Raw genomic sequence first — 23044 nt, 5'->3', positions numbered from 1 at the left:
ACTCGATTAAATGGCTAATTGGGCACGGCAATGCGCTCGACATCATCACAATAAACAATGGAATAACACAATGAAAAAATGGTTACTGACTGCCGCCATCGCGGCCGCCTTCGGTGCCCAGGCAGATGAAGGTATGTGGCAGCCACATCAGCTTCCTGCACTGGCCAAGACGTTGAAAGCCAAGGGATTGGAAATTGACCCTGAGTCCATCTCCAAACTGACCGAATTCCCGATGAATGCCGTTATCAGCCTGGGCGGCTGTACCGCATCATTCGTTTCTCCCAAAGGCTTGGTGGTCACTAACCATCACTGTGCCTATGGCTCTATCCAGTACAATTCCACCGCCGAAAAGAATCTGCTGGCGGATGGTTTCCTGGCCAAGAGCTTCGATGAAGAGCTGCCTGCCGCCCCGGGTTCACGTGTTTACGTGACCGAGTCTGTGACCAATGTGACCGCACAGATAAACGAAGGTCTTGATTCCCTCAAGGGTGATGCCTTCTACAAGGGCGTTGAAGCCAAAGAAAAAGCGCTGGTTGCCGAGTGTGAAAAAGAAGACGGCTACCGCTGTAACGTATACAGCTTCCACGGCGGTCTCGAGTATTACCTCATCAAGCAGATGGAGATCCGCGACGTGCGTCTGGTGCATAACCCAGCAGGCAGCGTGGGTAAATACGGCGGTGATATCGACAACTGGATGTGGCCACGTCATACCGGTGACTACTCTTTCTACCGCGCCTACGTGGGTAAAGATGGCAAGCCGGCCGATTTCTCCAAGGACAACGTGCCTTACGAGCCCAAGAGCTTCCTGAAAGTCTCTGCCAAGGGTCTGAAGGATGGCGATTTTGTGATGGTAACCGGCTATCCGGGCCGCACCAACCGCTACCGCACCGCCTCTGAAGTCGAAAACCAGTTCACCTGGAACTACCCGGCCAGCCGTGAGCTGCGCGAACAGATCATCGACATCATCAAAACCAGCGCGCCTGAAGGCAGCGATGCCCGTATCAAGTACGAAAGCACCCTGGCAAGCCTGGCCAACTACGCCAAAAACTTCGCCTCCATGATCGAGTTTTACGGTAAGTCCACCATGCTGGAAGACCGCAAGGCCCGTGAAGCTGAGCTTGCCAACTGGATCAAGGCCGATGCCAAGCGTCAGGCCAAGTATGGTCAAACCCTGGCCGACCTCGAGCGTCTGGTTACCGAAGGTAACAAGACCCAGGAGCTGGATCTGATCCTCGGTTACATGAGTTACTCCACCCCTATGAGCACTGCGGCGCGCCTGTATCGTCTGGCCCATGAAAAGCAGCTGCCGGACATGGAGCGTGAGCCAGGCTTCCAGGACCGCGATATGACCCGCTTTACCGCCGGTCTTGAGCGTATTGACCGTCGTTACGATGCCAGTGTCGACAAGGTTGTGCTGTTTGAGATGCTCAAGCGCTACGCCGCACTGCCTGCTGACAAGCGCCGTGCCGACATCGATGCCTTCTTCGGTATTGGCAAAAAGTTTGACGAGAAGAAGCTCAAGAAGCAGCTCGACAAGATGTACGACAAAACCGAAATCGGTAACAAAGACGTGCGTATGGCCTGGATGGACAAGTCAGTTGATGACTTCAAAGCCAGCAAAGACCCATTCATTCAGTTGGCTGTTGCCACCTTTGACACCTCCATGGCTCGTGAAAAGGCCCAGAAGGAGCTGGGTGGTGAACTGATGAAGGTGCGTCCTGCCTATATGGAAGCCATCATCGCCTACAACAACGAGCTGGGTAAGCCGGTTTATGCCGATGCCAACTCAAGCCTGCGTGTGACCTACGGCAACGTGAAGGGTTACTCGCCAAAAGATGGCCTCTATGCCGTGCCATTTACCCGTCTTGAAGGTATCACCCAGAAAGACACAGGCGTTGACCCGTTCGACGCCCCCAAGAAGCAGCTGGAGCTGATTGAAGCCAAGCAGTACGGTGATTTCTACGTGAAAGACATCGACTCTGTACCGGTTAACTTCCTGTCCACCGTGGACACCACAGGTGGCAACTCGGGTTCGCCAACCCTGAACGGCCGCGCGGAACTGGTGGGTCTGCTGTTTGATGGCGTGTACGAGAGCATCATCGGTGACTGGAACTACGACGACAACATCAACCGCTCCATCCACGTCGACAGCCGTTATATGCTGTGGGTGATGAAGTACCTCGACAATGCAGACAACCTGCTGGCCGAGATGGAAATCGTTGAATAACAGTCTGTGACTGAATACAAACGGGGCCTGATGGCCCCGTTTTTTTATGCTGCAACATCTTTAATCAGCTTTGGTCCAGCGTTGTCATCATTTCGGGTCCAGTGCAGTCAGGAGTGCGAGACGCTCTGTCTCATTGAGCGCTCTCATCTGTCCTTCACCAAGCTCGCCCAGTGTCAGGGTTTGAATAGACTCCCGCAGTAAATCCACCACAAGGTAGCCCCGTGCCTTCCACAGGCGACGGATTTGGCGCTTCTTGCCTTGGGTGAGCCACATCCTCACGCTTAAAGCATCCTGGGGTTCAATCCGGCAGGGGCGGGTAGGGCCTTCACCGTAATCAAAACCCGCCGCAATGGCCGCAATGTCATCGGAGCCTGGCGCTTTATTCAGGGTAACCAGATAGCTTTTTTGATGGTGAAAGTCAGGGTGCATCAGGCGCTGTGTCAGCTCGCCGTCATTGGTCAGCAGCAGGAGGCCACGGGAGTCTTTATCCAGTCGCCCTGCAGGGAACAGTCGCAAACCGGTGGGTAGCAGATGAATCAGGCTGTGGGGATCTTCCGCGCGCAGGCGACAGTCGATGCCAACGGGTTTGTGGTAAAGGAAGTACGCCTTGGCCTGAGCGGGACACAGGGGCTCGCCATCGAGGGTCACCAGGCTTGCGCCAAGTACCCTATCGCTGTGGGAGGCTTGTTGCCCATCAATACAGACCCTGCCGGCTTCAATCAGGCGCGATGCGCCGCGCCGTGAGGCCACGCCTGCCTCGGCGAGGTATTTACACAGGCGAGTGCCTTTGGTTAAGGTGCTGTCACTCAAGGTTTGAGGCGGCGCTCTTCCAGCGCCTGATGGATAAGGGAGCGGGCCATCAGCGCCAGGCCGACACCGGCCAGCATGGTGGCTGAAGTGTGTATCCACATGGTCATGGCCAACGGACAGAATTGTTCCAGCGGACCGCAGGGCAGGTAATCCAGGGTGTCAGGGTCAATCTGAGCCAGTAAACCAATGCTCGAGGCCAGCCCAACAAGGGCCACAAAGAACATGGGTAGGCTGCACAGTTCCTGATTATTGCGGCGGGTAAATATCAGCAGCACAAACATGGCCAGACTGGAATTCACAAATACCAGCGCTGCCAGTCGGTGGGAGTCGGGGTCGTTATAGGGATAAATGCCCAGCAGCATGATGCCAAGGCCGGTGCAGCCACCAATGATGGCAATATAGCGGCTGAAATTGTTATAGCGCATGCTGAAGAGGCCCAGCATGGCAATCATAAAACTGGCACCGGCAAACAGCAGACAAATGTTGTAGACGTAGGCCAGAGGGGAGCTCAGGTAGTCCCCCAGACGATCGATGCGCAGATTGATTACCTGCCACCCAAGGGTACCCAGCACAGACATAATGGAGACGGCCGCACCGAAGGCGCAAATCATCACCCCGCCAATGGACATATGAAACACCAGTCGGTGGGGATCAAATTGTCCATAGTCGTTTCTGTCTTTGGTTGTCATAGGTTTTCCCGGGTAGCAGTCTCCGGTTCCTCAGTGACGTTTTCTGAACGTCACAATCAGAACGGCTACCAGCGCCAATATCATGCAGTACCAAGCATAGGATACTGCCTCCAGGGGGGTAATGGCAAAGGTTGCCCCAATCAAAAGCGCCTGGGCGCCGTACGGTATAAGTCCTTGAACAATACAGGAAAAGATGTCGAGCACGCTGGCACTGCGCTTGGCGCTGACGCCATGCTTCTGGGCGAGATCCCGGGCGATATCACCGCTTATCACAATGGATACTGTGTTGTTGGCCACGCAGGCATTGGTCAGGGACACTATGCCTGCCATACCCAATTCGGCGGCGCGGCACGAAGCTTCGCCCTTCGCCTTGGAGAAACGGGCAATCAGTCCTTCGATAAAGCGGCTGACAAAGGCAAGGCCACCCTGCTGCTGCATCAGCGCAGCCAGGCCACCCACCAACATCGACAGGATAAAGATTTCCTGCATGTTGCCAAAACCGGCGTAAATATCTTTGCTGAAGCTGACCCAATTGTAGTCGGTGGTGAACATGCCCACCAAACCGGCCAGCAGAATGCCGATACCCAGCACCACAAACACGTTCAGCCCGGCGACCGCCAAAAACAGGATGCACAGATAAGGCAGCACCTTGACGATGTCCACCGACTGCGGCGCCACATTGGCTTCGCCCTGACCGGCCAGGGTAAAGGCCAGCAGGGTGATGAGTGACGCAGGCAGCGCAAAAATCAGGTTCTCACGGAACTTGTCTTTCATGTTGCAGCCCTGGGTGCGGGTAGCGGCAATGGTGGTGTCGGAAATGATAGACAGGTTGTCACCGAAGAGGGCGCCGGAAATGATGGCACCGGCCATCAGCGGCAGCGAAATATCGGCTTCCTGGGAAACACCCAGAGCAATGGGTGCGACCGCAGCTATGGTGCCCATGGAGGTGCCCATGGCGGTGGCAATAAAGGCCGCAATCACGAAAAAGCCCGGCAGCAGCAGATCAGACGGAATGAGTGACAGGCCGAGGGCGACAGTGGCATCCACGCCACCTGTGGCCTTGGCCACCGAGGCGAAGGCGCCAGCCAGCAAGTAAATCAAGCACATGGCAATGATGTTGCTGTGGCCAATACCGCCGATAAAGGTGTCTATGGCCTGATTCAGCTTCTGCTTTGACAGCAGCAACGCCAGCACTATGGCGGGCAGAATGGCCACAACACTGGGCAACTGATAGAAGGCAAAGTCCACGCCCTGACTGGTGAAGTACACACCGGCGCCAATGAAGAGCGCCAAAAACAGAAACAGTGGCAGCAGGGCAACGAATGAAGCAGCACTTGCATTGCCCTGAGTGTCTGGGGATTGATTCAAGGTTATCTCTCTTTATCGGGGGCGAAACGGCGGGTTCTTCCTGCATCACCGCGATTTCGCTGAATATTTGTGTCGTTACGGCTTCATCTCCCGACAACTTAGGCGAAAGAATATGAGATAGCCAGCCATCTGTCAATTTAGACGTCTAGATGGTTTTACTTCTATTTATAAATTGTAACGCGGCGGTTAAAGGGGGAGATGAATGGGGCACAGAATGCCAAAGCCTGGCTGAATCCTGGCCAATATGCGCTGGGCAAGGTGGGGTTATCCGGAACAGAGGTCAATAAAAAGCCCCGCATGGGCGGGGCTCTGTTCAGTCCGGGCTTTGCTCAGGTTCAGGTTCAGGTTCAGCTTTGGCCGGGACCTGGGCTCAAGGCTTGGCTGGAGCGTCAGCGCCTGAGCTTAATTCGGCGCTGTGAACCAAGCTGCAGGCAGGCTTACACCAGGCGTCTGCGGCCGATGGCGGCCAGTGCCAGCATGGCAAGAACCGCCCAACCCAGGCTGCCACCCTTGTCTTCGGCGGCATCTTTTTCGGTGGCCAGATAATTAATCAGGGCGCTGAGTTCTTCCAGGGTACGGATTTCCTGCAGGTTCACCCGATACTTATCGTTTACCACAAAGCTTGGGACCGACTGCACTTCAAAGGCTTGCTGCTGCTCACGCCACAGCGCCAGCTTGGCATCGGTTTCCTTGCTGTCGGCCAGTTTGTCGTAGGCCGCACCGTCGATGCCAAACTTGGCGAACACGGCTTTGATGTCGTCGCGGCTGTTGATTTCAGGCTCGTGGGAATGGCCGGGAGCGCTGTGGTCATGGTGGCCCTGACCACCCTCGGCGCCCTGAATAGCGGCGAACATGGCATGGGTCAGCTCGCCTTGTTTGTCACTGCCGTGGATAACGGCCAGCGCGCGCATTACTTCGGTGCCTATGTCGCTGTTCATAAAGTCCACGTGCTTGGTGTCAAAGCTGATACCGTCCTTCAGCCCTTGCTTGATGGCCGGCAGGTACATGACTTCCATATTGAAGCAGTTATGGCAGTAGAAAGAGAAAAATTCAGTCACCTTGGGGGACTTGCTGGGGGCCTGGTCAGAGACCTGGACATAGTGTTTGCCTTCGACAAAATCGGCGGCAAAGCCGCAAAATGGCAGGGCGGCCAGGGTGGCTGCCAGCGTCAGACGTTTGTGCATAATGGCTCCGGGTATCAGGCGTTTTAAGTTTCAAACTGAAAAGTTCAGGTAAAACAGTTTGAAAGGAAAGGCTTAATTATCTCTGAATCCCGGGGCAAAAGCCCGTGTGTAACTGTGATCTGTCCTTAACTTCAACGAATTGGCATGGCTTGATGGTGACTAGGCCGACTCCCGCACCCTGAGCGCCTGCCAGGCCTCACACACTTCCCTGAATCGCGCAGCATCGCCGCCCTGTCTGTCGGGGTGCCATTTCAGCGCCAGTTTGCGCCATTGACGGCGAATGTCTCTGTCACTGGCGCTGGCATCGAGTTCGAATACCCGCAGTGCCTGGGTCAGGTGCATCACCCGGCCATTGATGCCGATGTAGTCCTTGTAGCTGGTCCAGAAAGACTCAAGCATCTCGCGCACCACATTGGTACTGGTGTCGTAATTGCCCCAGTCGAGGTAATAGCTCTTCAGCCCGGCTTCCTGATGCTGAATAAGGTCGATGTCGCTTGGGATGAGACGCAGAATACGAATATCCATGGCCTGGGTTTGCACCCACTGATTGGGCAGCAGCATGTCCTGCAGTTCAAACAGGGCATTCATCAGGAGAAAATTGCGTTTAAAGAGGTCTTTTTCCGGGGCGGGGTCCAGGTCGTGCATTAATCCCTGGGATTGGAGTTCGCTGGCGAGGTGGTGGACTTTCCATCCCTGAACTGACTTTTGCAGCAAACTCAGCAGGGGCCAGATGAGGGGGTTGTCGCCTTTGTGGGCTGATACTTCGGTTGTATTGTTATCGATTAACGGAACCAGCGGTGGCAGCAGCATAGGCGCGATTCATCCTGAATTGTGACTCAAACCACTATGCCACAGGGTGACAGGATGACAAATGCGAATTAATTATGAGCAAAGAAGTTGCCCCGGCAGGACAGGAATATGCCGGGGCGACGGGCATCAGGGCTTGATGTCAGATCTCAGTAAAGATGTCAGCCTGGGGCAGGCGTGACTTGGGCAGTCCCGCGTTGAAATCATCGCCGGAGCGGTAGCCCAGGGCCACAATGACAGAGGCGCACAGGCCTTGCTCTCTAAGGCCAAGCTCCTTATTCAGGGCTGTGGCATCAAACCCCTCAATGGGGCAGGCATCGATTTCCAGCGCCGCTGCGCCCAACAGCAGGGTCCCCAACGCCAGATACACTTGCTTTTCCATCCAGTGCTGAGCGTCTTTGAGCTCGTATCTGTGCATATTGACGAAGAACGAGCGGCCATTGTGTTGATTTTGCATGGCTTCATCGCTGGCGAAACGGCCATCGGCCTTTTCCTGAGCCAAAACTTTGCGCAGGTGATCCTCATCCATCTGGGTCTTGGTGCAGAGCACCACCACATGGGAAGCATTGAGGATTTTGGGGGTGTTGAAGGCAAACTGCTCGGTGGACTTGGCTATGGTCGCCTTGCCTTCGGCAGTGGAGGTCAACACAAAGTGCCATGGCTGCGAGTTGGTGGACGAAGGGGCAAATTGCAACAGGGTTTTGAGTTCGGCAATCTGCTCCGGGCTGATAGTCCGGGATGGGTCAAACGCCTTGCTGGTGTGACGCTTTTGCACAAGCAAACTTAATTCCTGCATGGGATTCTCCGCGAAAAATGCTGGGGGATATGGCTGGCATTCTACTGGCGCACACCGTAAAAACAATCGGCTTTGGCTGACTATAGTTTCAAAAATATTTTGAATATAACCGGATTTTTATCCATGAATGATTTGGGTATATCAGACTTGGCTGATTGCAAATGCACGTATCTTGTCTTTTATTTGCAAACGCGCTCATCTGTTGGCTAAAATATCTTCAGTGACCGTCAGGAGCGCCCACTATGTCTGCCATAGCCAAACCCACAGCATCCGGGGTCTTATTCAAGGCCTTTACCAATGCCTGCCAGGCGCTGGAACTGACCAATGCTGAAGCCAGCCATATCATAGGGGTCAACCCCAGTACCCTGAGCCGCAATGCTGCCAATGGCTTTAAACCCGAGTCAAAACAAGGGGAGTTGCAGTTGCAGCTGGTGCGTTTGTACCGCTCGCTGTATGCCTTGGCCGGTGGGCAGCAGGACTTTATGCGCCACTGGCTCAACAGCCCCAACCATGCACTTGGGGGCATACCCCGGGAGCTGGTCAAGTCTGTGGTGGGCCTGGTCAGTGTGAATCAATACCTCGATGCCATGCGTGGCAAGGTGTAAATGGACTTACTTTCAATCCCCGAAGTGCCCTATGAGGGCAGCTGCTACCGGTTGGTGGAGTCTCAGGAAGAGGCGGCTACCCTGAGCCTGGTGGATAATTTTGACGAGCAAATGCTGCTGGAAAGCCTGCTGGATGGTGCCAAACCCCCTTACCGGGAGGGCACAGCCCATTTGCACTATCTGCTGAAAACCCCTTTTCGTTATCCGCCTTTAAGGCACGGCTCGCGTTTTGGCACCCGCCTGATGCCAAGCTTTTTTTATGGCAGTGAGTCGGTGCAAACCTGTCTGACCGAAGTGGCCTATTACCGCTTTGTTTTCCTGCAGGACATGGTTGTGCCTTATCAGGGGGTGCTGCACTCGGAGCACATGATGTTCAGGGTATTGCTCAGTGCAAAGCGCTGCGCCGACCTCACCCGAATTGCCGATGACACCCTGCAACGACAGCTGACCCACGGCGAAGATTACCGCTTTACCCAGGCGCTGGGGCAGCAATTGCTTGAGCGTGACTGCCAGCTGATTCGCAGCTATTCGGCCCGTGAACCGGGAGGGGTTAACCTGGCGGTGGCTGATCCGGGTGTGATGGCGTCCGCACCTTTGGACCAGAGCTACTGGATTTGTCAGCTGGAGCCTGCCAGACTCGCTTTTACCGAACGCGGCCGGGGGAATATGCCGCGATACTATGAAGTGGAAGCATTTTTTCGCGAAGGACGCCTGCCGCGTCCCGCCTGAATCCTGGATGGGGGATAAGATGAAGACATCTATGCTGTTACTGCCACTCGTGCTTGGCAGTGCCGTGGCGCAGGCCGAATCAGAGCCATTGGATTGGCGACTCTCTTTCGGTATACATGATTTTCAGGTGGAGAGCTCAGACACCTTTGGTGCCCATGCTGCCATCAGTCTGGATACGGTCACCGATGGCGGCATCAAGCTGCACGCCAACCTCAACACCTACCTTGACCGGGACAAAGACAAGCTCGACCCGGATCATATCCCCATCTGGTTTCAATCCTCTTACTTTGCCAGAGGCAAGCTGTTTACCCTGGGCGAAGACTTAAGACTCGATTGGCAAGCCACCCTCAGCGGTAAAAGGAACACTGTCAGCTCCATCGAAAAACAAATCACCCTGTATCCGTCGCTGGTGCTGGACTATCACAGGCCCGCTTTTGGCGCCAATCTGGAAGCGGGTATCGGTTATTATTTTCTGGAAATTGACGATGATGTGCCCAAGGAGCGCGGCTATCAGCGGGGTGATTTCGGCAACGATGCCACCGCCTGGATGCTCAGTGGTGGCGGTTATCTGATGCTGGCACCCGGTTGGACGCTCTCGGCCAGCGCGACCCATTGGTCCGATGGCAGCGAGCGCCTGGAAACCCGCTACGGCGCATCGCTCAGTGTTGATACCCATGGTTTGCTGGCGAACTCGGTCATGACCCTGTCTTTCGAGCAAAACCAGTACAACCTGGATCACTACGATCTGCTCCCCAAACAAGACGACCAGTATTTGCCGATTCTCCCCTGGGATACAGACAGCCTGTTCAGACTATATCTGACCCTGCCCTGGTGAGTTGGAGAGTCGCTCCCGTACCAGAGCTATCATGGCCTCTGCCGCAAACGACAGAGGCTGACCTCTGCGCCAGAAGAGCGACAGCTCCCAGTGCAGATCGGCTTCTTTCAGTGGCACGGCAATCACGCCTGCCACCGCGTGGCGCTCGGCGATATAGCTTGGCAATATCATGGCACCGGTACCGGCGGCCACCAGGGCAATGCCAAAGTCAGGATGGCTTACCCGGGTGACATTGGCGGGGATGAATCCCGCCCGCTCACAGGCCTCAAACACCAACTGATGCAGGGCATATTCCCGCTCAAACAATATCTGCGCCGTGTCTGCCAGCTCCTGCAATCTCAGCTCCTGGCGGTGCGCCAGCCTGTGCTGTTTGGGCAAAACCACCACCATGGGGTCTTTGCGAATGCGCAGCCCTTCAAATTCGCTGTCCAGCGCCGTGATGCCGGTGGCCAGCTCAATTTCGCCTTTGCGCAGCGCATTGGTTTGCTCAATGCCGCCACGCACAAGCAGCTGCATATCAATCTTGGGATAGAGGCTGCGAAAGCGGGCGATGACAGGGGCGAACAGCTCGGCGCTGCCAAGGGGCGCCAGCCCAAACTTAAGCCGGCCGCCCCTGAGGCTTCGCATGGCTTCAAGCTCGGCCAGCATGTCATCACGGGTAGCCAGCAGGGCCAAACCATGGCGATAGACCACTTCACCGGCGGGGGTGAGGCGTAAATGCACCCCGCGCTTGCCCCGCTCGATAAGCTGCAGATCCAGGCTCTCTTCCAGCAGGCGTACCGCCTTTGACAGCGCCGGTTGGGTGAGATGCACCTTCTCGGAGGCCTTTGCAAAGCCACCGGCATCCACCACCTCCATAAAGTATCTGATGGCCCTGAGATCCAATTGAATATCCGTTGGTAATGCTATCTATGCTTAATATTCATTTTTTTTATTCAAATGGCAAACCTACACTAAGCACATTCCATTTTTCACAGTGATAGCCACCATGACCCTCAGTGAAGGCAAAGTCAGACTCAAATCCGGTGCCAAAAGGGCAAGCCAGACCCTGCTGCAGGCGGCGGCTATCTGTTTGCTCGCCTGGCTCGCCCATGCGTTGGTGCTGTATTTTGCGCTGCCGGTGCCCGGCGGCGTAGTAGGCCTGGGGGTATTGCTGGCGCTCTTGTCGCTTAAGTGGGTGCCCGAAAAGGCCCTGCAGGCCGGTGCAGCCTGGCTGCTGGGGGACCTGCTGCTGTTTTTCATTCCACCGGTGATCTCAGTCATTCAGTATGAAGCCATGATTGAGCAATATGGCGCCCGCATGTTGGGCTTTTTGGTGGCAGGCAGCGTGACCGTGCTGTTGGGCACCGGCTGGGTGGTGGATAAAGCCTTTAAGTTTGAGCGTGGCTTACACCTGGCCCGCGCCGGAGGACGCCTGTAATGAGTCATACCAGTCTGGCGCTGCTGAGTTTAGTGATTACCCTGATGGGCTATTACGGTGCCAAGCGTTTATATAGCCGCTTGGGCTACTGGTGGGCTGCGCCTATTCTGCTGGCGCCCTTACTGATTATTGCCGCTGTCTTGCTGCTGGATATCCCGCTGCCCAGCTATTTCGAGTACACCCATTTTCTGGTGCTCCTGCTGGGGCCTGCCACCATCGCTTTTGCGCTGCCCATTTACCGTGAGCGGGCCCTTATCCGCCGCTACCCCATCACCCTCACATTGGGCGTGATGGCCGGCTTGCTGCTGGGCCTCGTGTCGTCCTGGGGGCTGGTGAAACTCTTTGCCCTGCCGCCTGAAATTGGCCACAGCGTATTGGTGCGCTCTGTCTCCACCCCCTTTGCCATGGAAGCCACCACGGCCTTTGGCGGTGTGCCCGAGTTAACGGCCATGGTGGTGTTGATGACGGGTGTGGTGGGTATGTTGCTGTGCGGGCCGCTGTTTCGTTTTGGCAGGGTGCGTTCATCCCTTGCCAGAGGTGTTGCCCTTGGGGCATCGGCTCACGGTGCCGGCGCTGCCAAGGCGCGTGAGTACGGTGAGGAAGAGGCCGTGGTTGCCAGCCTCACCATGATTTTCACCGGTATTGCCATGGTACTGGGTGCGCCTGTGTTTGCTCTGTTTCTCGTATAACCCTTTCCCTTTGTTGCGTGTGTTTGCCGGCGTTTCGCCGGCTTTTTTTTATTTTGAAAGCAGGGTTTTGCACAGCTTCACAAAGTCGGAGGAGGTCACTATGCCCAGCACCTTTTGCTCGCCGTCCACCACCGGCAGGCAACCCAGCTTGTTCTCTATAAAGTAGTCAACCACCACCGCCAATGGCTCATCGTCGCTCAGGCGCTGGGCGTTTTTATCCATCAGCTCACTCACCAGATATTGCCGCTCCTTGCGCTCGAGGGCGCCCTGACCATACTTGTTCAGCAGGCTGACGACAGTCGAAATCATTTTTTTGTGGGTAAGAATGCCCTTGTAGTGGCCATCCTGTTCTCCCACCACCGGCAGGTGGCGCACCCCACGGGATTGCATCAGCAGATGTGCATCCTTGAGGCTGGCCCCCTCGCTGATGCAGACAGGGTTGGGGGTCATGATGTCTTTGACTTGCATAGCGTCCTCCATGGGCTCGTTGCCGGTTAATCCACTGCAGATCCGGTCTGCAGGAGTATAGCATCCTGTTTAACTGGTTGTTTTTCAATGTTCTAGTCCGCAAAACTCTACCAAGGGCGTCATGCTTGTGTAATAGTAATGTTGCAAACTAAGACTCATTGGACCTCATACCTCTCATATAACCAAAGGAATAATAATAATGAAACGGTCTTATTCACGTCGTGACTTCCTGGCCATGTCGGCCAAAGGCGTTGGTGCCGCAGTGGTCTCCTATGGCCTGATGGGCTGCTCCAGCAGCGATGATGATGCCCCATCTGTGCCCGTCAGCTTTATGCACGGTATTGCCAGTGGCGACCCGGCCCATGACGCTGTGATTATCTGGACCCGGGTGACTCCCACAGGCGATGCCGACCTCAGTGTGTCCTGGCAGGTGGCCAAAGATGCCGACTTCAACGAGTTGGTGACCGACGGCAGCACCATGACCAATAAAGACAGGGACTACACAGTAAAGGTGGATGCCATGGGCCTTGCTGCAGGCAGCACCTATTACTTCCGCTTTATGTGCGGCGATAAAACCTCGGCCGTGGGCAAAACCCGCACCCTGCCGGAGGGCGCCGTATCCCAGGTGAAACTGGCGGTAATGAGCTGCGCCAACTTCCCGGCCGGTTACTTTAACGTGTACGAGCTGGCAGCGGCCCAGGGCTCGCTGGATGCCGTGGTGCATCTGGGCGACTACATCTATGAATATCCCCGTGGCGGTTATGCCAGCGAAAACGCCGCCGCCCTTGGCCGAGAAGTCTTGCCAACCCATGAACTTCTGAGCCTGAACGACTACCGCACCCGTTATGCCCAGTACCGCGGCGATGACAGCCTGCAAAAGCTCCATGCCCTGGTGCCCTTTATCACAGTGTGGGATGACCACGAGGTCTGTAACGATGCCTGGCGCGATGGCGCTGAAAACCACAACGAAGGCGAGGGCGACTTTGAGGCCCGCAAGCAGGCGGCGCTGCAGGCCTACTTTGAGTGGCTGCCCATCCGCCCATGGCGCGAAGGTAACCACGAAGAAATCTTCAGAAGCTTTGCCTTTGGCGATCTGGTTGACCTGCACATGCTGGACACCCGTTTGCTTGGCCGTGACGAGCAGCTGCAGTTTGAAACCTACCTGGACCCCGCCACCGGCACCTTCGATGGCACCAGCTTTATGGCCGATGTCACCAGCACCAGCCGTACCATGCTGGGCGCGCTGCAGCTGCTGTGGCTGCAAAGCAAGTTACTGGCGAACGAAGCCAAATGGCAGGTACTGGGCCAACAGGTGTTGATGGGCAAGATGCTGCTGCCCGCGGCCATTGCCACCCAGCAGCTGTCTATACCTCAGTTTGCCGAACTGGCTGGCCTGGCGCAGCTCGCTGCCCGTGCTCAGGCGGGCGACCCTACCCTGACTCAGGAAGAGCTTATGTATCTTGCGGCCAACCAGCACAAGCTAACGCCGGAAGTGATAGCCCTGCTGCAACTGCCATCCATTCCCTACAACCTGGATGCCTGGGACGGTTACGCCTACGAGCGTGAAGTGATTCTGGGCACCGCCAAGTCGGTAAATGCCAACCTGGTGGTGCTGGCCGGAGATACCCACAATGCCTGGGCCAACGAACTCAAGGACGTGAACGGCGCCGCCGTTGGCGTGGAGTTTGCGACCAGCTCAGTGTCGTCGCCGGGGCTTGAGTACTACCTGCAATTGCCTGCCGAACAAATTCCGGCCACCGAAGCGGCCGTGGTGGGGCTGGTTGATGATCTCAAGTACGCCAACCTCAAGGACAGGGGCTTTATGGTGCTGACCTTCACCCAAGACGAGGTGCGCAGCGACTGGATTTATGTCTCGTCCATTCTGGAGAAAGACTTTACCGAGGCAAGCGCCCGTGGCTACAGCGCCCGCACACTGGCAGGCAGCCATGTGATTGAGGCTGTGGTGTAATCCGCTTCCCGCGAACAGTGCACAGCGCTAAAAATCCACCCAATTGGGTGGATTTTTTTATGCTCAGTGGAGGAAATTCTCCGGCTTGTTATGCTTGCAGCAGTCACGGGGCAAAAATTTGTGTAAAATGCGCGCCCAAATCATGGCGGATACCGGGTTTGGGCCTCATCCGCGAATTACCAAAAACAGCAATAGGATGATGGGGACGCTTCAATGTCAGACAAACATTACATTACGGCACAGCAGCTATTGGAAGACTCATTTCGCCTGGCAGCCCAGGTGTATCAAAGCGGCTTTCGCCCGCAGTTTATTGTGGGGATCTGGCGTGGCGGTGCACCCATAGGGATTGCGGTGCAGGAATACTTTGATTTCAAAAAGGTCGATACCGACCATATCGCCGTGCGTACCTCTTCTTACTACGGTATTGGTACCGACAAGCAGAGCAAGGAAATCAAGGTTCACGGTCTGCATTACATCATCGAAAACTGTAACGCCGACGATGGCCTGCTGATTGTGGACGACGTATTCGACTCAGGCCGCAGCATCCATGCCCTGAAAGAAAAACTGTCGCAGCTGATGCGCCTCAACATGCCCCGCGATATCCGCATTGCCTGCCCATATTACAAGCCCAAAAACACCGCCGTGCCCTTAAAGCCGGATTACTACATCCACTCATCTGAAGACTGGCTGGTGTTCCCCCACGAAGTCTCGGGCCTGACCCCGGATGAGATTGCAAACGGCAAGAGCGACCTGAAAAACATCGCCGAGCTGTTTATCTAGGCTTGTTACATAAGCTTGTTACATAAGCCTGTTGCATAAGCTTGTTATATAGGTTTGTTGCATAAGCCCGTGAACTAAGACCTGTATTCCTTCGTGGGTGGTAAAAGCCGTGCTGCTGATAAGCAGTCACGGCTTTTTTTGTGGCTTAAGGCGAATTCAGCTAACACGCTTGCCCCGGCTGATAAACCTATGCCAAGATACTGATTTGATGGATCAAAACACTTCTCAGGGACGCAGCATCTCACTCCAGCCCATGCGGTAGCCATGCTCAAAGGCATTGCCTGGAATGCACTTCACCGCTCACGTCCCCTGATAGGGGTTATTCCATCAGTAAAAAGGCGCTTCGCTGCCCTTGCCAGTTAGCCAGGGTTTGCCCCTGCCGGTAAGCTGGGTGAATATGCCAGTCAGGCACGCTTTGCTTCTCTGTGATGAATTTTTGCCATTTAAAAACAGGCGCTTGCGAAATCGGCGGGGCAGATAACAGGCGAGAAACCGTGCTGGCACGCTTTGCACTGGCAACTTATCTGGACGATATCAGCTAAGTGATTCAGTCCATTGAACATTCACCGGCACGTTTTTCACTGGTCTAAGGTGATAAACGAGCCGGCACACTATACAAATGTTATAGTTCAATCCTGCAATGTTTCTACTTAATACTATTAAAGAGGTGAATATGAATATTTTGAAGTTTGAAATTCTAGATCTAAAAAAAGGCGATAAAGTAGTCAAGGTTGATGGACCAGAGGTTCATGTATCGAAGCTTTCTGGAGAGTATGCTGTTTATACAATGAAATTGGATCAAAACAATGAGGTGATTGATTTTGATGTATTTGCAGTAACATCTGGTTGTGGTGACTTTGATCTAGTTAAAAATGCTGACTATGAGGATCTAGCTGAGCTTTGGGAGAGTTCTAATGAGTGATGAGAAAGGCTCTGAAAACTTGCCGGTTAATACCAAAGCTACTGGTTCAGCTATTTGCAGAAAAGTTCCTCAAGAAATAAAGAAGGATTTTAAAGAAGAAGTCAAAAAAATAGCTCGCAAGCATGGCTTGCGTGTAAATTTCATACAGGTGAAGTGACATGGAAAATGGTGACATAATCGTTAGGCTTTCTGGACCAACAGATGCTGTGTCTGCTGCTTTTGCTGAAATAAAGGAGTGTGCACTTTCCTTAGGGATTACAACTGAAGATGTTCAAGTTAATGAGACACCGTTGAAAGTTGAACAAAATAAAGTTAAAGCAACAAAATCTATAGATATAATGGCTCGAGTTGTTGGAGATGAGTCTAAAGTTGAAGCTTTTTTGAATGAAGTTTCTGAAATGGTAACAAAAACATTTGGATTAAACCCTCCCAGTTCTGACTTGAGCATCGAAAATTTGGATGAAGAAGATGAAAAGTAACCGTCCATATGATCATAGAAAAGCTATTGCCTTAGCCAAAATTAGAGAAAATTATAAATGTGAACTTAGGTGTGGATCTACGGTGGATATCCATGGGCACCATATTCTGGACTATAGCTTAGGTGGTGAAGCGACTCCTGAAAACATCTTGGTAGTTTGTGAGGCTTGTCATAATAAACTACATAGCGGTGAAATTTACGTAGAATCGATAGATTACAGCAAAAAATAACTATAACAAACTGTTTAAGAGTGATTCGCAATGCGTGGAATTTTTACTATGCGTTGTGTTTAGTGTTTAAGGTGGTCTGCGGCGGCTTCGGTATTGCGTTGCTCACACCTTAACAGGGCGTTATGTACAAATAGATTTCATCTAATACCGTAGCCTGAAATGAAATAAATGTTAATGGGAGTTTAATAACGAGTTGTGAAATGGTGGGAGAAAACAGTCGAATACACATTTGTTCTGATGGCAGTTCAGCAAGAGATTTTTGATCTTTTCTTGCCATTAGATGGCGACGTTGAATCTATAGGTGATGCGGTGTTTGGAAAGGATTCTGAGTTCTACATTCTTGAATTTAAGAAAAGCCTCACAGACCTGTCATCTGAGTATTCCAAATATGATCAAGGGAAAAATGGTTACTTATCTGCTGCTGAAATTATGCAGAAAGATTCAGCTTCTAAAGCGCATTTCATCGTTGGAGGAAAAGTGATTGAAGGAAAGAGGTATCTATCAATTGAAGCCAGAAGATATTATGAAGATAACGAAATACCTACATCAGATATGAAGCAAATATTCAATGAAGGAATTACTTTAGAGAAATTAAAAGAATACACAAAGAAAGTAACAGAGCTTAAGAAATCTGGTGAAGATGACGGTGAGCAAGGATCTTCGTCTGGCAGCTTCAGCCATCAGAGTGTATTAGCGGTATCGAAATCAAAAAAAACAGCTTCTCTAATTCCTCTCTACTACTTTAAGGCCCCTGCTCCTAAACCAGAGCCAAAAAATACAGTTAGATCATCGATTTCATATAGGCCAAGATAGCAGGTACATAACAAGCGCAGGCAACCGGACAGTCAAACCCGTCACGCCTTTTGTTCCAAAAGCCGCGCCAAATTTGCCTGCCGTTGCTGCGGGCGTTTTAGGTTTCAGTCGAGATTTGAGGAATTACAATTGACTAAAGAAAAAACAGAAATGGAACGAATCGACAGTATGTTTAACAAGTCAGTTTGGCTTATCGGCATAATCTGGACGATCACTTTGGGGGGCGGTGCATTTGCTTTCTCGACTTCGTTTTCATACTTGGACAACTTGATTGCAAACTCAGAAAAGAAAATTGAAAAAATCTCGCAAGGTGCAACTGAAAAAATAGACGCTGCGGTGTTAGAAACATCCAAAAAAATCACTGATGAACTTGCCCAGAAAATCGATGTTGTTCGTATTTCAAATGACATCAAGAATAATCGCATTCCTGAGATTGAGGCTGATTTAGATAAAACTATCAAAGATCTAAAAAATGCCATTGATACTGAATTAGGCTTGGTGAGAGATGATATCTCTCAAACTAGAAATGACGTTGAAAAATACTCCAAGCTGTTAAGTGATCTAATCAAGGTTCAAGAGGTTGCAGAAACATTGGAAGTTCAAGCGTACGGCATTTACATAGAGCCTGATTTGCCTCAAACAGGTAAGCCTGCTCAGATTACGACGAGGATCTATGCTCCAAAACTGGAAAAGAATCAAACTATCAAGGTTGTTGCTTCAATGGAGTTTTTAGGGTTTGAACATAAACAAACATTGTTATTGATAGCAGGTGAATTTACAGATATTTCGTTTCCAATGGTACTCCCGAAAAATATAAATGGCTCTGATATATTGGTAGGACAAGGGAAGTACACAGGTACACTTAAAATTACAGATGCATCTGGCAGCCTTTTGTTAGCTCAAAAAACAGGTTTACTTGAGATTTACAAATAAAACCTAACAAACTGCTTAAGCGGGATTCGCAATGCGTGGCATTTTTAGCATGCGGTGAGTTCGTGATTAAGGCGGTGTACGGTAGCTTTTGCAGTGCATTGCTCACCCCTTAGCAGGGCGTTAAATTCTAAAATAAGTTCGGAGTACGTATTTTGCCAAGGAATACTGTCTATGTTGTTGGAGCTGGTGCAAGCTACGAGCTGGACTTGCCGGTAGGAAATAAGCTCAAGGAACATATTGCAAAAATTCTCTACATGAGTTTTGAGCATGGTTCATTTAAAGATGGCAATTACGATTTATACCAGACTATTAGGCGCCATACCGGAAACAACAGTTCCGAAACAAATGAATACCTGAAAGAGTGCCGTCACATCAGCAACAACATGCCTCTTGCTATATCTATCGATAATTTTATCGATTCAGAACGAGGGAATGACAAATTGGCTCTTTGTGGAAAGATGGCAATAGTTGAAGCAATACTTGAAGCTGAGAGGAAGAGTAAGATTTTCTTCGCTAGGTACCAGGGCACAGAAAAAATTAATTTTCCTAGACTAGAAAATACTTGGTATCTGCCTTTCTTTCGAACACTGACAGAAAATTGTAGGGCAGATGATCTTCAAGACAGATTTAGAACTATTACATTGGTAATTTTTAATTACGATCGCTGTATAGAGCACTTTCTTATCCATGCCTTAATGAGTTACTACCGTCTCCAGGAACGCCAAGCAGCTGAGATAGTCGGAAGTCTAAAAATAATACATCCCTATGGCACAGTCGGGTCACTCCCATGGCAAGATCAAGCAAGCTCCACTCGCATGGAGTATGGTGGTGAGCTCCAGACACAGCAGCTAATCGAATACGCCCAAAGAATTCGTACCTTTACTGAAGGTGCTCATTCAGAACATATGGACCAACTCAGGCATAGTATGATGCACGCTGAGAGGCTCGTATTCTTAGGATTTGCATTTCATAGGCTTAATATGGAACTACTGATGGGTGCTACCGAAGATAAATATGAAAACCCACTTAAGATAGATTGCTTTGCCACTGCTTTCGAAACATCTAATAACGACCAAGAATCGATTAGTGCTTCGATAAAGTATCTCTATAAGGGTGAAATTAAAATAAATATAGAAAATACAACCTGTGCAATGCTCTTTAGAGATAACTCGCGGAGTCTTGGTTATGCATAAGAATTTAACAAGTTGCGCAAGCGGGACAAAGTGCTGTGCACTTCGCCCCTTCGCAAAGCGCTATCCCTGTGAAAGCCTCAGCTTGTGCATTAAAACAAGGACGTGACTGATGACTAGAGTTTTACTTGCCGTACTGTGCAGTGCAGCTGTGTTGATGTCTTGTGGTAAAAAAGACACAGCTACCACGCAATTTGACGATATTCAGTCCAGGCAGGAGAGGCTGCACCGGGCATTTGATGATATTCGCTCGCAACCTGACTTTATGGGCAGTGTTGTGCTGATGCAGTCAGGTACGGTGATATTTTCAGATAGCGCGGGCTTCGATGACATAAGCAAGAATGAACAATCGACCACACAATCAGCTTACTTAATTGGCTCAGTATCAAAAACCTACACAGCCGCCCTGGTGCTAAAGGCGGTTGACGAGAAAAAGCTGACTCTGGAACAAACGCTTGAGGCATTTTTTCCGACCCTTGAAAATGGACACCTAATCAGCATCAAAAATCTGCTTCAGCACACCAGTGGCATTGGCAACTACACCAAAAAAGGCAAAGGATTTTTTGACTATCGGACAGAAAGTCAAAGCAGTGAGAGTATGCTTAATCGAATTCTGGCGTTGGGCAGCGATTTTGAGCCAGGCACCAAAGCAGAGTACAGCAACTCCAACTATTACCTGCTGGCGCTCATCCTGGAAAAGGTATACCAAAAAAGCTTTGGTGAGATACTCAGTGAAAAGATAACGACGCCGTTAAACCTGACTCAAACGGTACATGTGCGCGACACCCACCAAACTCAGCATTCGTACACCGTTGAGAATGGCCAGTGGTCAATGTTTCCTGCATCCCATCTGTCTGTTGGGCTGGGGGCGGGTTCCATAAAGGCGACACCCACCGAGGTGGCGATTTTTTATCATGCCTTGTTTACCGGTGAGATTATCCCTTTGCCATTGGTTGATACCATGAAGCAGACCCAAAACGGTTTTGGTTTGGGTATTAAACCCATTGATTTTTTTGACAAGCAGGGATTTGGGCACTGTGGGACCTTTGATGCATATAACGCGATAGCGGCCCATTTCCCTCAGGAAAAGATGACGCTGGTTTTAGCATCCAATGGATCAAACGATAACTTTCATGACACCTATCAACAGATGCTGAAAAGCTACTTTAATCAAACCCTGACTGATCTGCCTGTCGCGGCAGAAGAGCTGGCGCGCTATGTGGGTCAGTATCAGGCCATCCCTGACGATCCCTATGGGGTGACCCTGGTTAACCTCGATGGCAAGCTCGCCAATCAATTTCCCGATGGTTATACCCAGGCGCTGCGATATGAAGGCGATGGCCGCTTTGTGTATGACCAGGTCGGCGCCGAACCTGTTTATTTTGTTATTTCAGACAATGGCGACAGGCTGTCGACCAGGTTAGGGGAAAAGGGCGAAGAAGAAGTGAAAATGAAGGTCGTTCATTAACTCTTGCTTTGAGACGCGAGCATTCACATTATTGTTTAGCGTCGTTTTACCCTCGTTTTCAGCGTCGCCTTCAGTTGGTGGGGCGACGCTTTTATGTAACCTGTTTATCAAGGCAGATATCCATTCAGCGCCTTCCCTTTCAGCCATTTATCCCTTTCAGCCATTTATTCCTTTGAGCGTTATCGCCGGTTTCTCTGTGCCTGAATTGCTCTCACTTTGCCAAGTGATACCAGGGGCGAAGCAAAACAGATGGCGTATAAAGATGCCTTAACATGTTGCATCGCGTCTCGAGGCCAACAACTCACTGGCGTCTGATACAGGCGTTAAAGCCTTACTCTTAACGACACCAGGGTCGCCACGGCAATCAGTAGGGCAATCAGGTAAAGGGCCACCGGCAAGGTGAAATACTGTGCTATTTGCCCGACACTGGCAGGGCCTGCCAGCACACCGATATACCCCAGTGTTGAAACAGCCGGTACCGCCAACGACTGCGGCATGCTGGTTTGCTTGCCCGTTGCGGAAAACATGATGGGCACTATGTTGGCACAGCCCAATCCAACGAGCGCATATCCCAGTAATGCAAGATTGAGATCTGAGGCCGAGATGGCGAGAAACATCCCGGCACTGGCCAGCAGCCCTCCGGTTGTCAGCACCAAACGGCTGCCAAAGCGTGAAATGGTGTTATCCCCGGTCAGGCGGCCGAGGGTCATGGTCAGCGAAAAGCAAAACAGGCCAAGCATGGCGCTTGAATGGGGCACATTCTGATACTCAGCGAGATACACGCCACTCCAATCCAGCACGGTTCCCTCTGCCAAAAACAACGAGAAACAGATCAAGCCAATCAGCAGTACAGGGCCATGGGGTAAGGCAAATGACGGCCCCTCCTTTGGGTTTGAAAAGGGCAGCAGGCCGCGATGAAAGTAGAATAATCCTCCCACCACGAACACACTCACCAGGATACAGGCCTGCAGCGCTGAGATCCCGAACGTTAATAGGGCCGCCATTACCCCGGCACCGCATATGCCGCCCAAACTGTAAAAGCCATGGAAGCCGGACATTAAATTTTTATCAGCGCGCTTCTCCACTAGAATGGCCTGAATATTCATCACGCAATCGGTTGCGCCAATGCCAAAGCCAAATATGGTAAGTAAAACGGCCAGTTGTAAGGTGCTGGTGGCGAGAGGTAACACAACCAACACCAGTGAAAACACACTGACGGTAAAGAGCATAACCCGCTTACACCCCAGTCGGGTCGCCACGGCGCCGGCGAGGGGCATGGATGAAATAGCGCCAATGCCCAGACACAGCAAGAGTAAGCCGAGGGTCCCGTCGTCTATCCCGATATTGCTTTTGATAATGGGAATAATGGCCGCCCATGCGGCTGTTGCCAGGCCTGCACCAAAGAACATAGCCCGGGTTGAGGGGACTTCCATCACGCTGTCCAGTTGACTCACAGAGGGTTTTGTTGTCATAACACCACGCAAAAAAAAGCTAAAACATCATAATCGAGCATGAAAGTGCAGTTGCCACTTGGTCACCACCCGAATCCTATTGGTCACATGTGCTCACTCGCCCGCCATGTACACAGTAAACATTGGCAACCGATTGAGTCGCTTCTGTGAAAGCCGCACATG

The 23044-nt window shown here is 51.9% G+C and carries 25 protein-coding genes; 16 read left to right on the top strand and 9 right to left on the bottom strand.

The window, feature by feature from the left end:
• The first annotated feature begins 70 nt into the window (after positions 1-70).
• Positions 71-2227, top strand: a complete 2157-nt coding sequence (locus tag K0H79_RS15300) for a S46 family peptidase (protein ID WP_220076384.1) — start codon at positions 71-73, stop codon at positions 2225-2227.
• Between the two features lie 87 nt (positions 2228-2314).
• Here the strand turns inward: K0H79_RS15300 and K0H79_RS15295 are convergent, their stop codons facing one another.
• The 6 genes from K0H79_RS15295 to nfsB all read right to left on the bottom strand — a co-directional run bounded on the left by K0H79_RS15295 (position 2315) and on the right by nfsB (position 7881).
• Complete coding sequence (locus K0H79_RS15295; RefSeq protein WP_220076383.1) at positions 2315-3037, bottom strand: pseudouridine synthase; 723 nt, start codon at positions 3035-3037, stop codon at positions 2315-2317.
• On the bottom strand, positions 3034-3726 hold the full coding sequence (locus K0H79_RS15290) for a hypothetical protein (RefSeq protein ID WP_220065557.1): 693 nt from the start codon (positions 3724-3726) through the stop codon (positions 3034-3036). Before K0H79_RS15290 ends, K0H79_RS15295 begins: the two co-directional genes overlap by 4 nt.
• Positions 3727-3756: 30 nt before the next feature.
• Positions 3757-5094, bottom strand: a complete 1338-nt coding sequence (locus K0H79_RS15285; RefSeq protein ID WP_220076382.1) for a Na+/H+ antiporter NhaC family protein — start codon at positions 5092-5094, stop codon at positions 3757-3759.
• Positions 5095-5531: 437 nt separating this feature from the next.
• A complete protein-coding gene (locus K0H79_RS15280) occupies positions 5532-6278 on the bottom strand; it encodes a thiol:disulfide interchange protein DsbA/DsbL (protein ID WP_220076381.1) in 747 nt (248 codons plus the stop codon).
• 159 nt (positions 6279-6437) lie between these two features.
• Positions 6438-7088: a DNA-J related domain-containing protein gene (locus K0H79_RS15275; protein ID WP_220065554.1), complete on the bottom strand. Its 651-nt coding sequence runs from the start codon at positions 7086-7088 to the stop codon at positions 6438-6440.
• Positions 7089-7227: 139 nt separating this feature from the next.
• A complete protein-coding gene (gene nfsB / locus K0H79_RS15270) occupies positions 7228-7881 on the bottom strand; it encodes an oxygen-insensitive NAD(P)H nitroreductase (RefSeq protein ID WP_220076380.1) in 654 nt (217 codons plus the stop codon).
• Positions 7882-8123: 242 nt separating this feature from the next.
• Between nfsB and K0H79_RS15265 the strand changes: the two genes are divergently transcribed.
• From K0H79_RS15265 to K0H79_RS15255, 3 genes are read left to right on the top strand one after another with little or no spacing between them, the layout of a single operon-like run.
• Positions 8124-8486, top strand: a complete 363-nt coding sequence (locus K0H79_RS15265; RefSeq protein ID WP_220065552.1) for an MbcA/ParS/Xre antitoxin family protein — start codon at positions 8124-8126, stop codon at positions 8484-8486.
• Positions 8487-9215 (top strand): RES family NAD+ phosphorylase, encoded by a 729-nt coding sequence (locus K0H79_RS15260; RefSeq protein ID WP_220076379.1) that lies wholly within the window; start codon positions 8487-8489, stop codon positions 9213-9215. It begins immediately after the preceding gene.
• Between the two features lie 19 nt (positions 9216-9234).
• Positions 9235-10050 carry a hypothetical protein gene (locus K0H79_RS15255; protein ID WP_220076378.1) on the top strand — a complete coding sequence of 272 codons (816 nt, stop codon included), beginning with the start codon at positions 9235-9237 and terminating at the stop codon, positions 10048-10050.
• On the opposite strand, the gene K0H79_RS15250 is transcribed toward K0H79_RS15255, so the two are convergent.
• A complete protein-coding gene (locus K0H79_RS15250) occupies positions 10027-10935 on the bottom strand; it encodes a LysR family transcriptional regulator (RefSeq protein ID WP_220076377.1) in 909 nt (302 codons plus the stop codon). The genes K0H79_RS15255 and K0H79_RS15250 overlap by 24 nt on opposite strands.
• A gap of 103 nt (positions 10936-11038) precedes the next feature.
• Here K0H79_RS15250 and K0H79_RS15245 point away from each other — a divergent pair, with 103 nt between their 5' ends.
• Positions 11039-11470, top strand: coding sequence for a CidA/LrgA family protein (locus K0H79_RS15245; RefSeq protein ID WP_220076376.1), 432 nt, complete (start codon positions 11039-11041; stop codon positions 11468-11470).
• On the top strand, positions 11470-12159 hold the full coding sequence (locus tag K0H79_RS15240; protein WP_203324853.1) for an LrgB family protein: 690 nt from the start codon (positions 11470-11472) through the stop codon (positions 12157-12159). The genes K0H79_RS15245 and K0H79_RS15240 overlap by 1 nt, the downstream gene beginning before the upstream one ends.
• A gap of 48 nt (positions 12160-12207) precedes the next feature.
• On the opposite strand, the gene K0H79_RS15235 is transcribed toward K0H79_RS15240, so the two are convergent.
• Positions 12208-12627 (bottom strand): HPP family protein, encoded by a 420-nt coding sequence (locus tag K0H79_RS15235; RefSeq protein WP_220076375.1) that lies wholly within the window; start codon positions 12625-12627, stop codon positions 12208-12210.
• Between the two features lie 199 nt (positions 12628-12826).
• On the opposite strand from K0H79_RS15235, the gene K0H79_RS15230 reads away from it, so the two are divergent.
• From K0H79_RS15230 to K0H79_RS15180, 10 genes are all read left to right on the top strand, one after another.
• The gene (locus tag K0H79_RS15230; protein ID WP_220076374.1) at positions 12827-14596 is read left to right on the top strand and encodes an alkaline phosphatase; all 1770 of its coding nucleotides are present in this window, start codon (positions 12827-12829) and stop codon (positions 14594-14596) included.
• Between the two features lie 213 nt (positions 14597-14809).
• A complete protein-coding gene (locus K0H79_RS15225) occupies positions 14810-15376 on the top strand; it encodes a phosphoribosyltransferase (protein WP_220076373.1) in 567 nt (188 codons plus the stop codon).
• 673 nt (positions 15377-16049) lie between these two features.
• Positions 16050-16298: a hypothetical protein gene (locus K0H79_RS15220; protein ID WP_220076372.1), complete on the top strand. Its 249-nt coding sequence runs from the start codon at positions 16050-16052 to the stop codon at positions 16296-16298.
• The gene (locus K0H79_RS15215) at positions 16291-16455 is read left to right on the top strand and encodes a hypothetical protein (RefSeq protein WP_220076371.1); all 165 of its coding nucleotides are present in this window, start codon (positions 16291-16293) and stop codon (positions 16453-16455) included. Before K0H79_RS15220 ends, K0H79_RS15215 begins: the two co-directional genes overlap by 8 nt.
• A 1-nt stretch (position 16456) precedes the next feature.
• Positions 16457-16777 (top strand): hypothetical protein, encoded by a 321-nt coding sequence (locus K0H79_RS15210; RefSeq protein ID WP_220076370.1) that lies wholly within the window; start codon positions 16457-16459, stop codon positions 16775-16777.
• Positions 16767-17006, top strand: a complete 240-nt coding sequence (locus K0H79_RS15205) for an HNH endonuclease (protein ID WP_220076369.1) — start codon at positions 16767-16769, stop codon at positions 17004-17006. The genes K0H79_RS15210 and K0H79_RS15205 overlap by 11 nt, the downstream gene beginning before the upstream one ends.
• 195 nt (positions 17007-17201) lie before the next feature.
• Positions 17202-17819 (top strand): hypothetical protein, encoded by a 618-nt coding sequence (locus K0H79_RS15195; protein ID WP_220076367.1) that lies wholly within the window; start codon positions 17202-17204, stop codon positions 17817-17819.
• A gap of 129 nt (positions 17820-17948) precedes the next feature.
• On the top strand, positions 17949-18752 hold the full coding sequence (locus tag K0H79_RS15190; protein WP_220076366.1) for a hypothetical protein: 804 nt from the start codon (positions 17949-17951) through the stop codon (positions 18750-18752).
• 152 nt (positions 18753-18904) lie between these two features.
• Positions 18905-19945, top strand: coding sequence for a hypothetical protein (locus K0H79_RS15185; RefSeq protein ID WP_220076365.1), 1041 nt, complete (start codon positions 18905-18907; stop codon positions 19943-19945).
• Between the two features lie 109 nt (positions 19946-20054).
• Positions 20055-21410, top strand: a complete 1356-nt coding sequence (locus K0H79_RS15180) for a serine hydrolase (RefSeq protein WP_220076364.1) — start codon at positions 20055-20057, stop codon at positions 21408-21410.
• A 323-nt stretch (positions 21411-21733) separates the two neighbouring features.
• Here K0H79_RS15180 and K0H79_RS15175 read toward each other — a convergent pair whose 3' ends face one another.
• Entirely contained in the window at positions 21734-22882 is a 1149-nt protein-coding gene (locus tag K0H79_RS15175) for an MFS transporter (protein ID WP_220076363.1), read from the bottom strand.
• Between the last annotated feature and the right edge of the window lie 162 nt (positions 22883-23044).

Origin of the sequence: Shewanella sp. FJAT-52076, assembly GCF_019457455.1 — a bacterium.
Classification (GTDB): domain Bacteria; phylum Pseudomonadota; class Gammaproteobacteria; order Enterobacterales; family Shewanellaceae; genus Shewanella; species Shewanella zhangzhouensis.
The sequence above is the reverse complement of the archived record's forward strand: the minus strand, read 5'-3'. Positions and strand labels throughout refer to the sequence as shown.

What these genes read in the sequence shown, in the direction of transcription:
- K0H79_RS15300 (WP_220076384.1), top strand. Translation starts at nt 71, where the DNA reads ATGAAAAAATGGTTACTGACTGCCGCCATCGCGGCCGCCTTCGGTGCC.
- K0H79_RS15290 (WP_220065557.1), bottom strand. Translation starts at nt 3,726, where the DNA reads ATGACAACCAAAGACAGAAACGACTATGGACAATTTGATCCCCACCGA.
- K0H79_RS15280 (WP_220076381.1), bottom strand. Translation starts at nt 6,278, where the DNA reads ATGCACAAACGTCTGACGCTGGCAGCCACCCTGGCCGCCCTGCCATTT.
- K0H79_RS15275 (WP_220065554.1), bottom strand. Translation starts at nt 7,088, where the DNA reads ATGCTGCTGCCACCGCTGGTTCCGTTAATCGATAACAATACAACCGAA.
- nfsB (WP_220076380.1), bottom strand. Translation starts at nt 7,881, where the DNA reads ATGCAGGAATTAAGTTTGCTTGTGCAAAAGCGTCACACCAGCAAGGCG.
- K0H79_RS15265 (WP_220065552.1), top strand. Translation starts at nt 8,124, where the DNA reads ATGTCTGCCATAGCCAAACCCACAGCATCCGGGGTCTTATTCAAGGCC.
- K0H79_RS15260 (WP_220076379.1), top strand. Translation starts at nt 8,487, where the DNA reads ATGGACTTACTTTCAATCCCCGAAGTGCCCTATGAGGGCAGCTGCTAC.
- K0H79_RS15255 (WP_220076378.1), top strand. Translation starts at nt 9,235, where the DNA reads ATGAAGACATCTATGCTGTTACTGCCACTCGTGCTTGGCAGTGCCGTG.
- K0H79_RS15245 (WP_220076376.1), top strand. Translation starts at nt 11,039, where the DNA reads ATGACCCTCAGTGAAGGCAAAGTCAGACTCAAATCCGGTGCCAAAAGG.
- K0H79_RS15240 (WP_203324853.1), top strand. Translation starts at nt 11,470, where the DNA reads ATGAGTCATACCAGTCTGGCGCTGCTGAGTTTAGTGATTACCCTGATG.
- K0H79_RS15235 (WP_220076375.1), bottom strand. Translation starts at nt 12,627, where the DNA reads ATGCAAGTCAAAGACATCATGACCCCCAACCCTGTCTGCATCAGCGAG.
- K0H79_RS15230 (WP_220076374.1), top strand. Translation starts at nt 12,827, where the DNA reads ATGAAACGGTCTTATTCACGTCGTGACTTCCTGGCCATGTCGGCCAAA.
- K0H79_RS15225 (WP_220076373.1), top strand. Translation starts at nt 14,810, where the DNA reads ATGTCAGACAAACATTACATTACGGCACAGCAGCTATTGGAAGACTCA.
- K0H79_RS15220 (WP_220076372.1), top strand. Translation starts at nt 16,050, where the DNA reads ATGAATATTTTGAAGTTTGAAATTCTAGATCTAAAAAAAGGCGATAAA.
- K0H79_RS15215 (WP_220076371.1), top strand. Translation starts at nt 16,291, where the DNA reads ATGAGTGATGAGAAAGGCTCTGAAAACTTGCCGGTTAATACCAAAGCT.
- K0H79_RS15210 (WP_220076370.1), top strand. Translation starts at nt 16,457, where the DNA reads ATGGAAAATGGTGACATAATCGTTAGGCTTTCTGGACCAACAGATGCT.
- K0H79_RS15205 (WP_220076369.1), top strand. Translation starts at nt 16,767, where the DNA reads ATGAAAAGTAACCGTCCATATGATCATAGAAAAGCTATTGCCTTAGCC.
- K0H79_RS15180 (WP_220076364.1), top strand. Translation starts at nt 20,055, where the DNA reads ATGACTAGAGTTTTACTTGCCGTACTGTGCAGTGCAGCTGTGTTGATG.
- K0H79_RS15175 (WP_220076363.1), bottom strand. Translation starts at nt 22,882, where the DNA reads ATGACAACAAAACCCTCTGTGAGTCAACTGGACAGCGTGATGGAAGTC.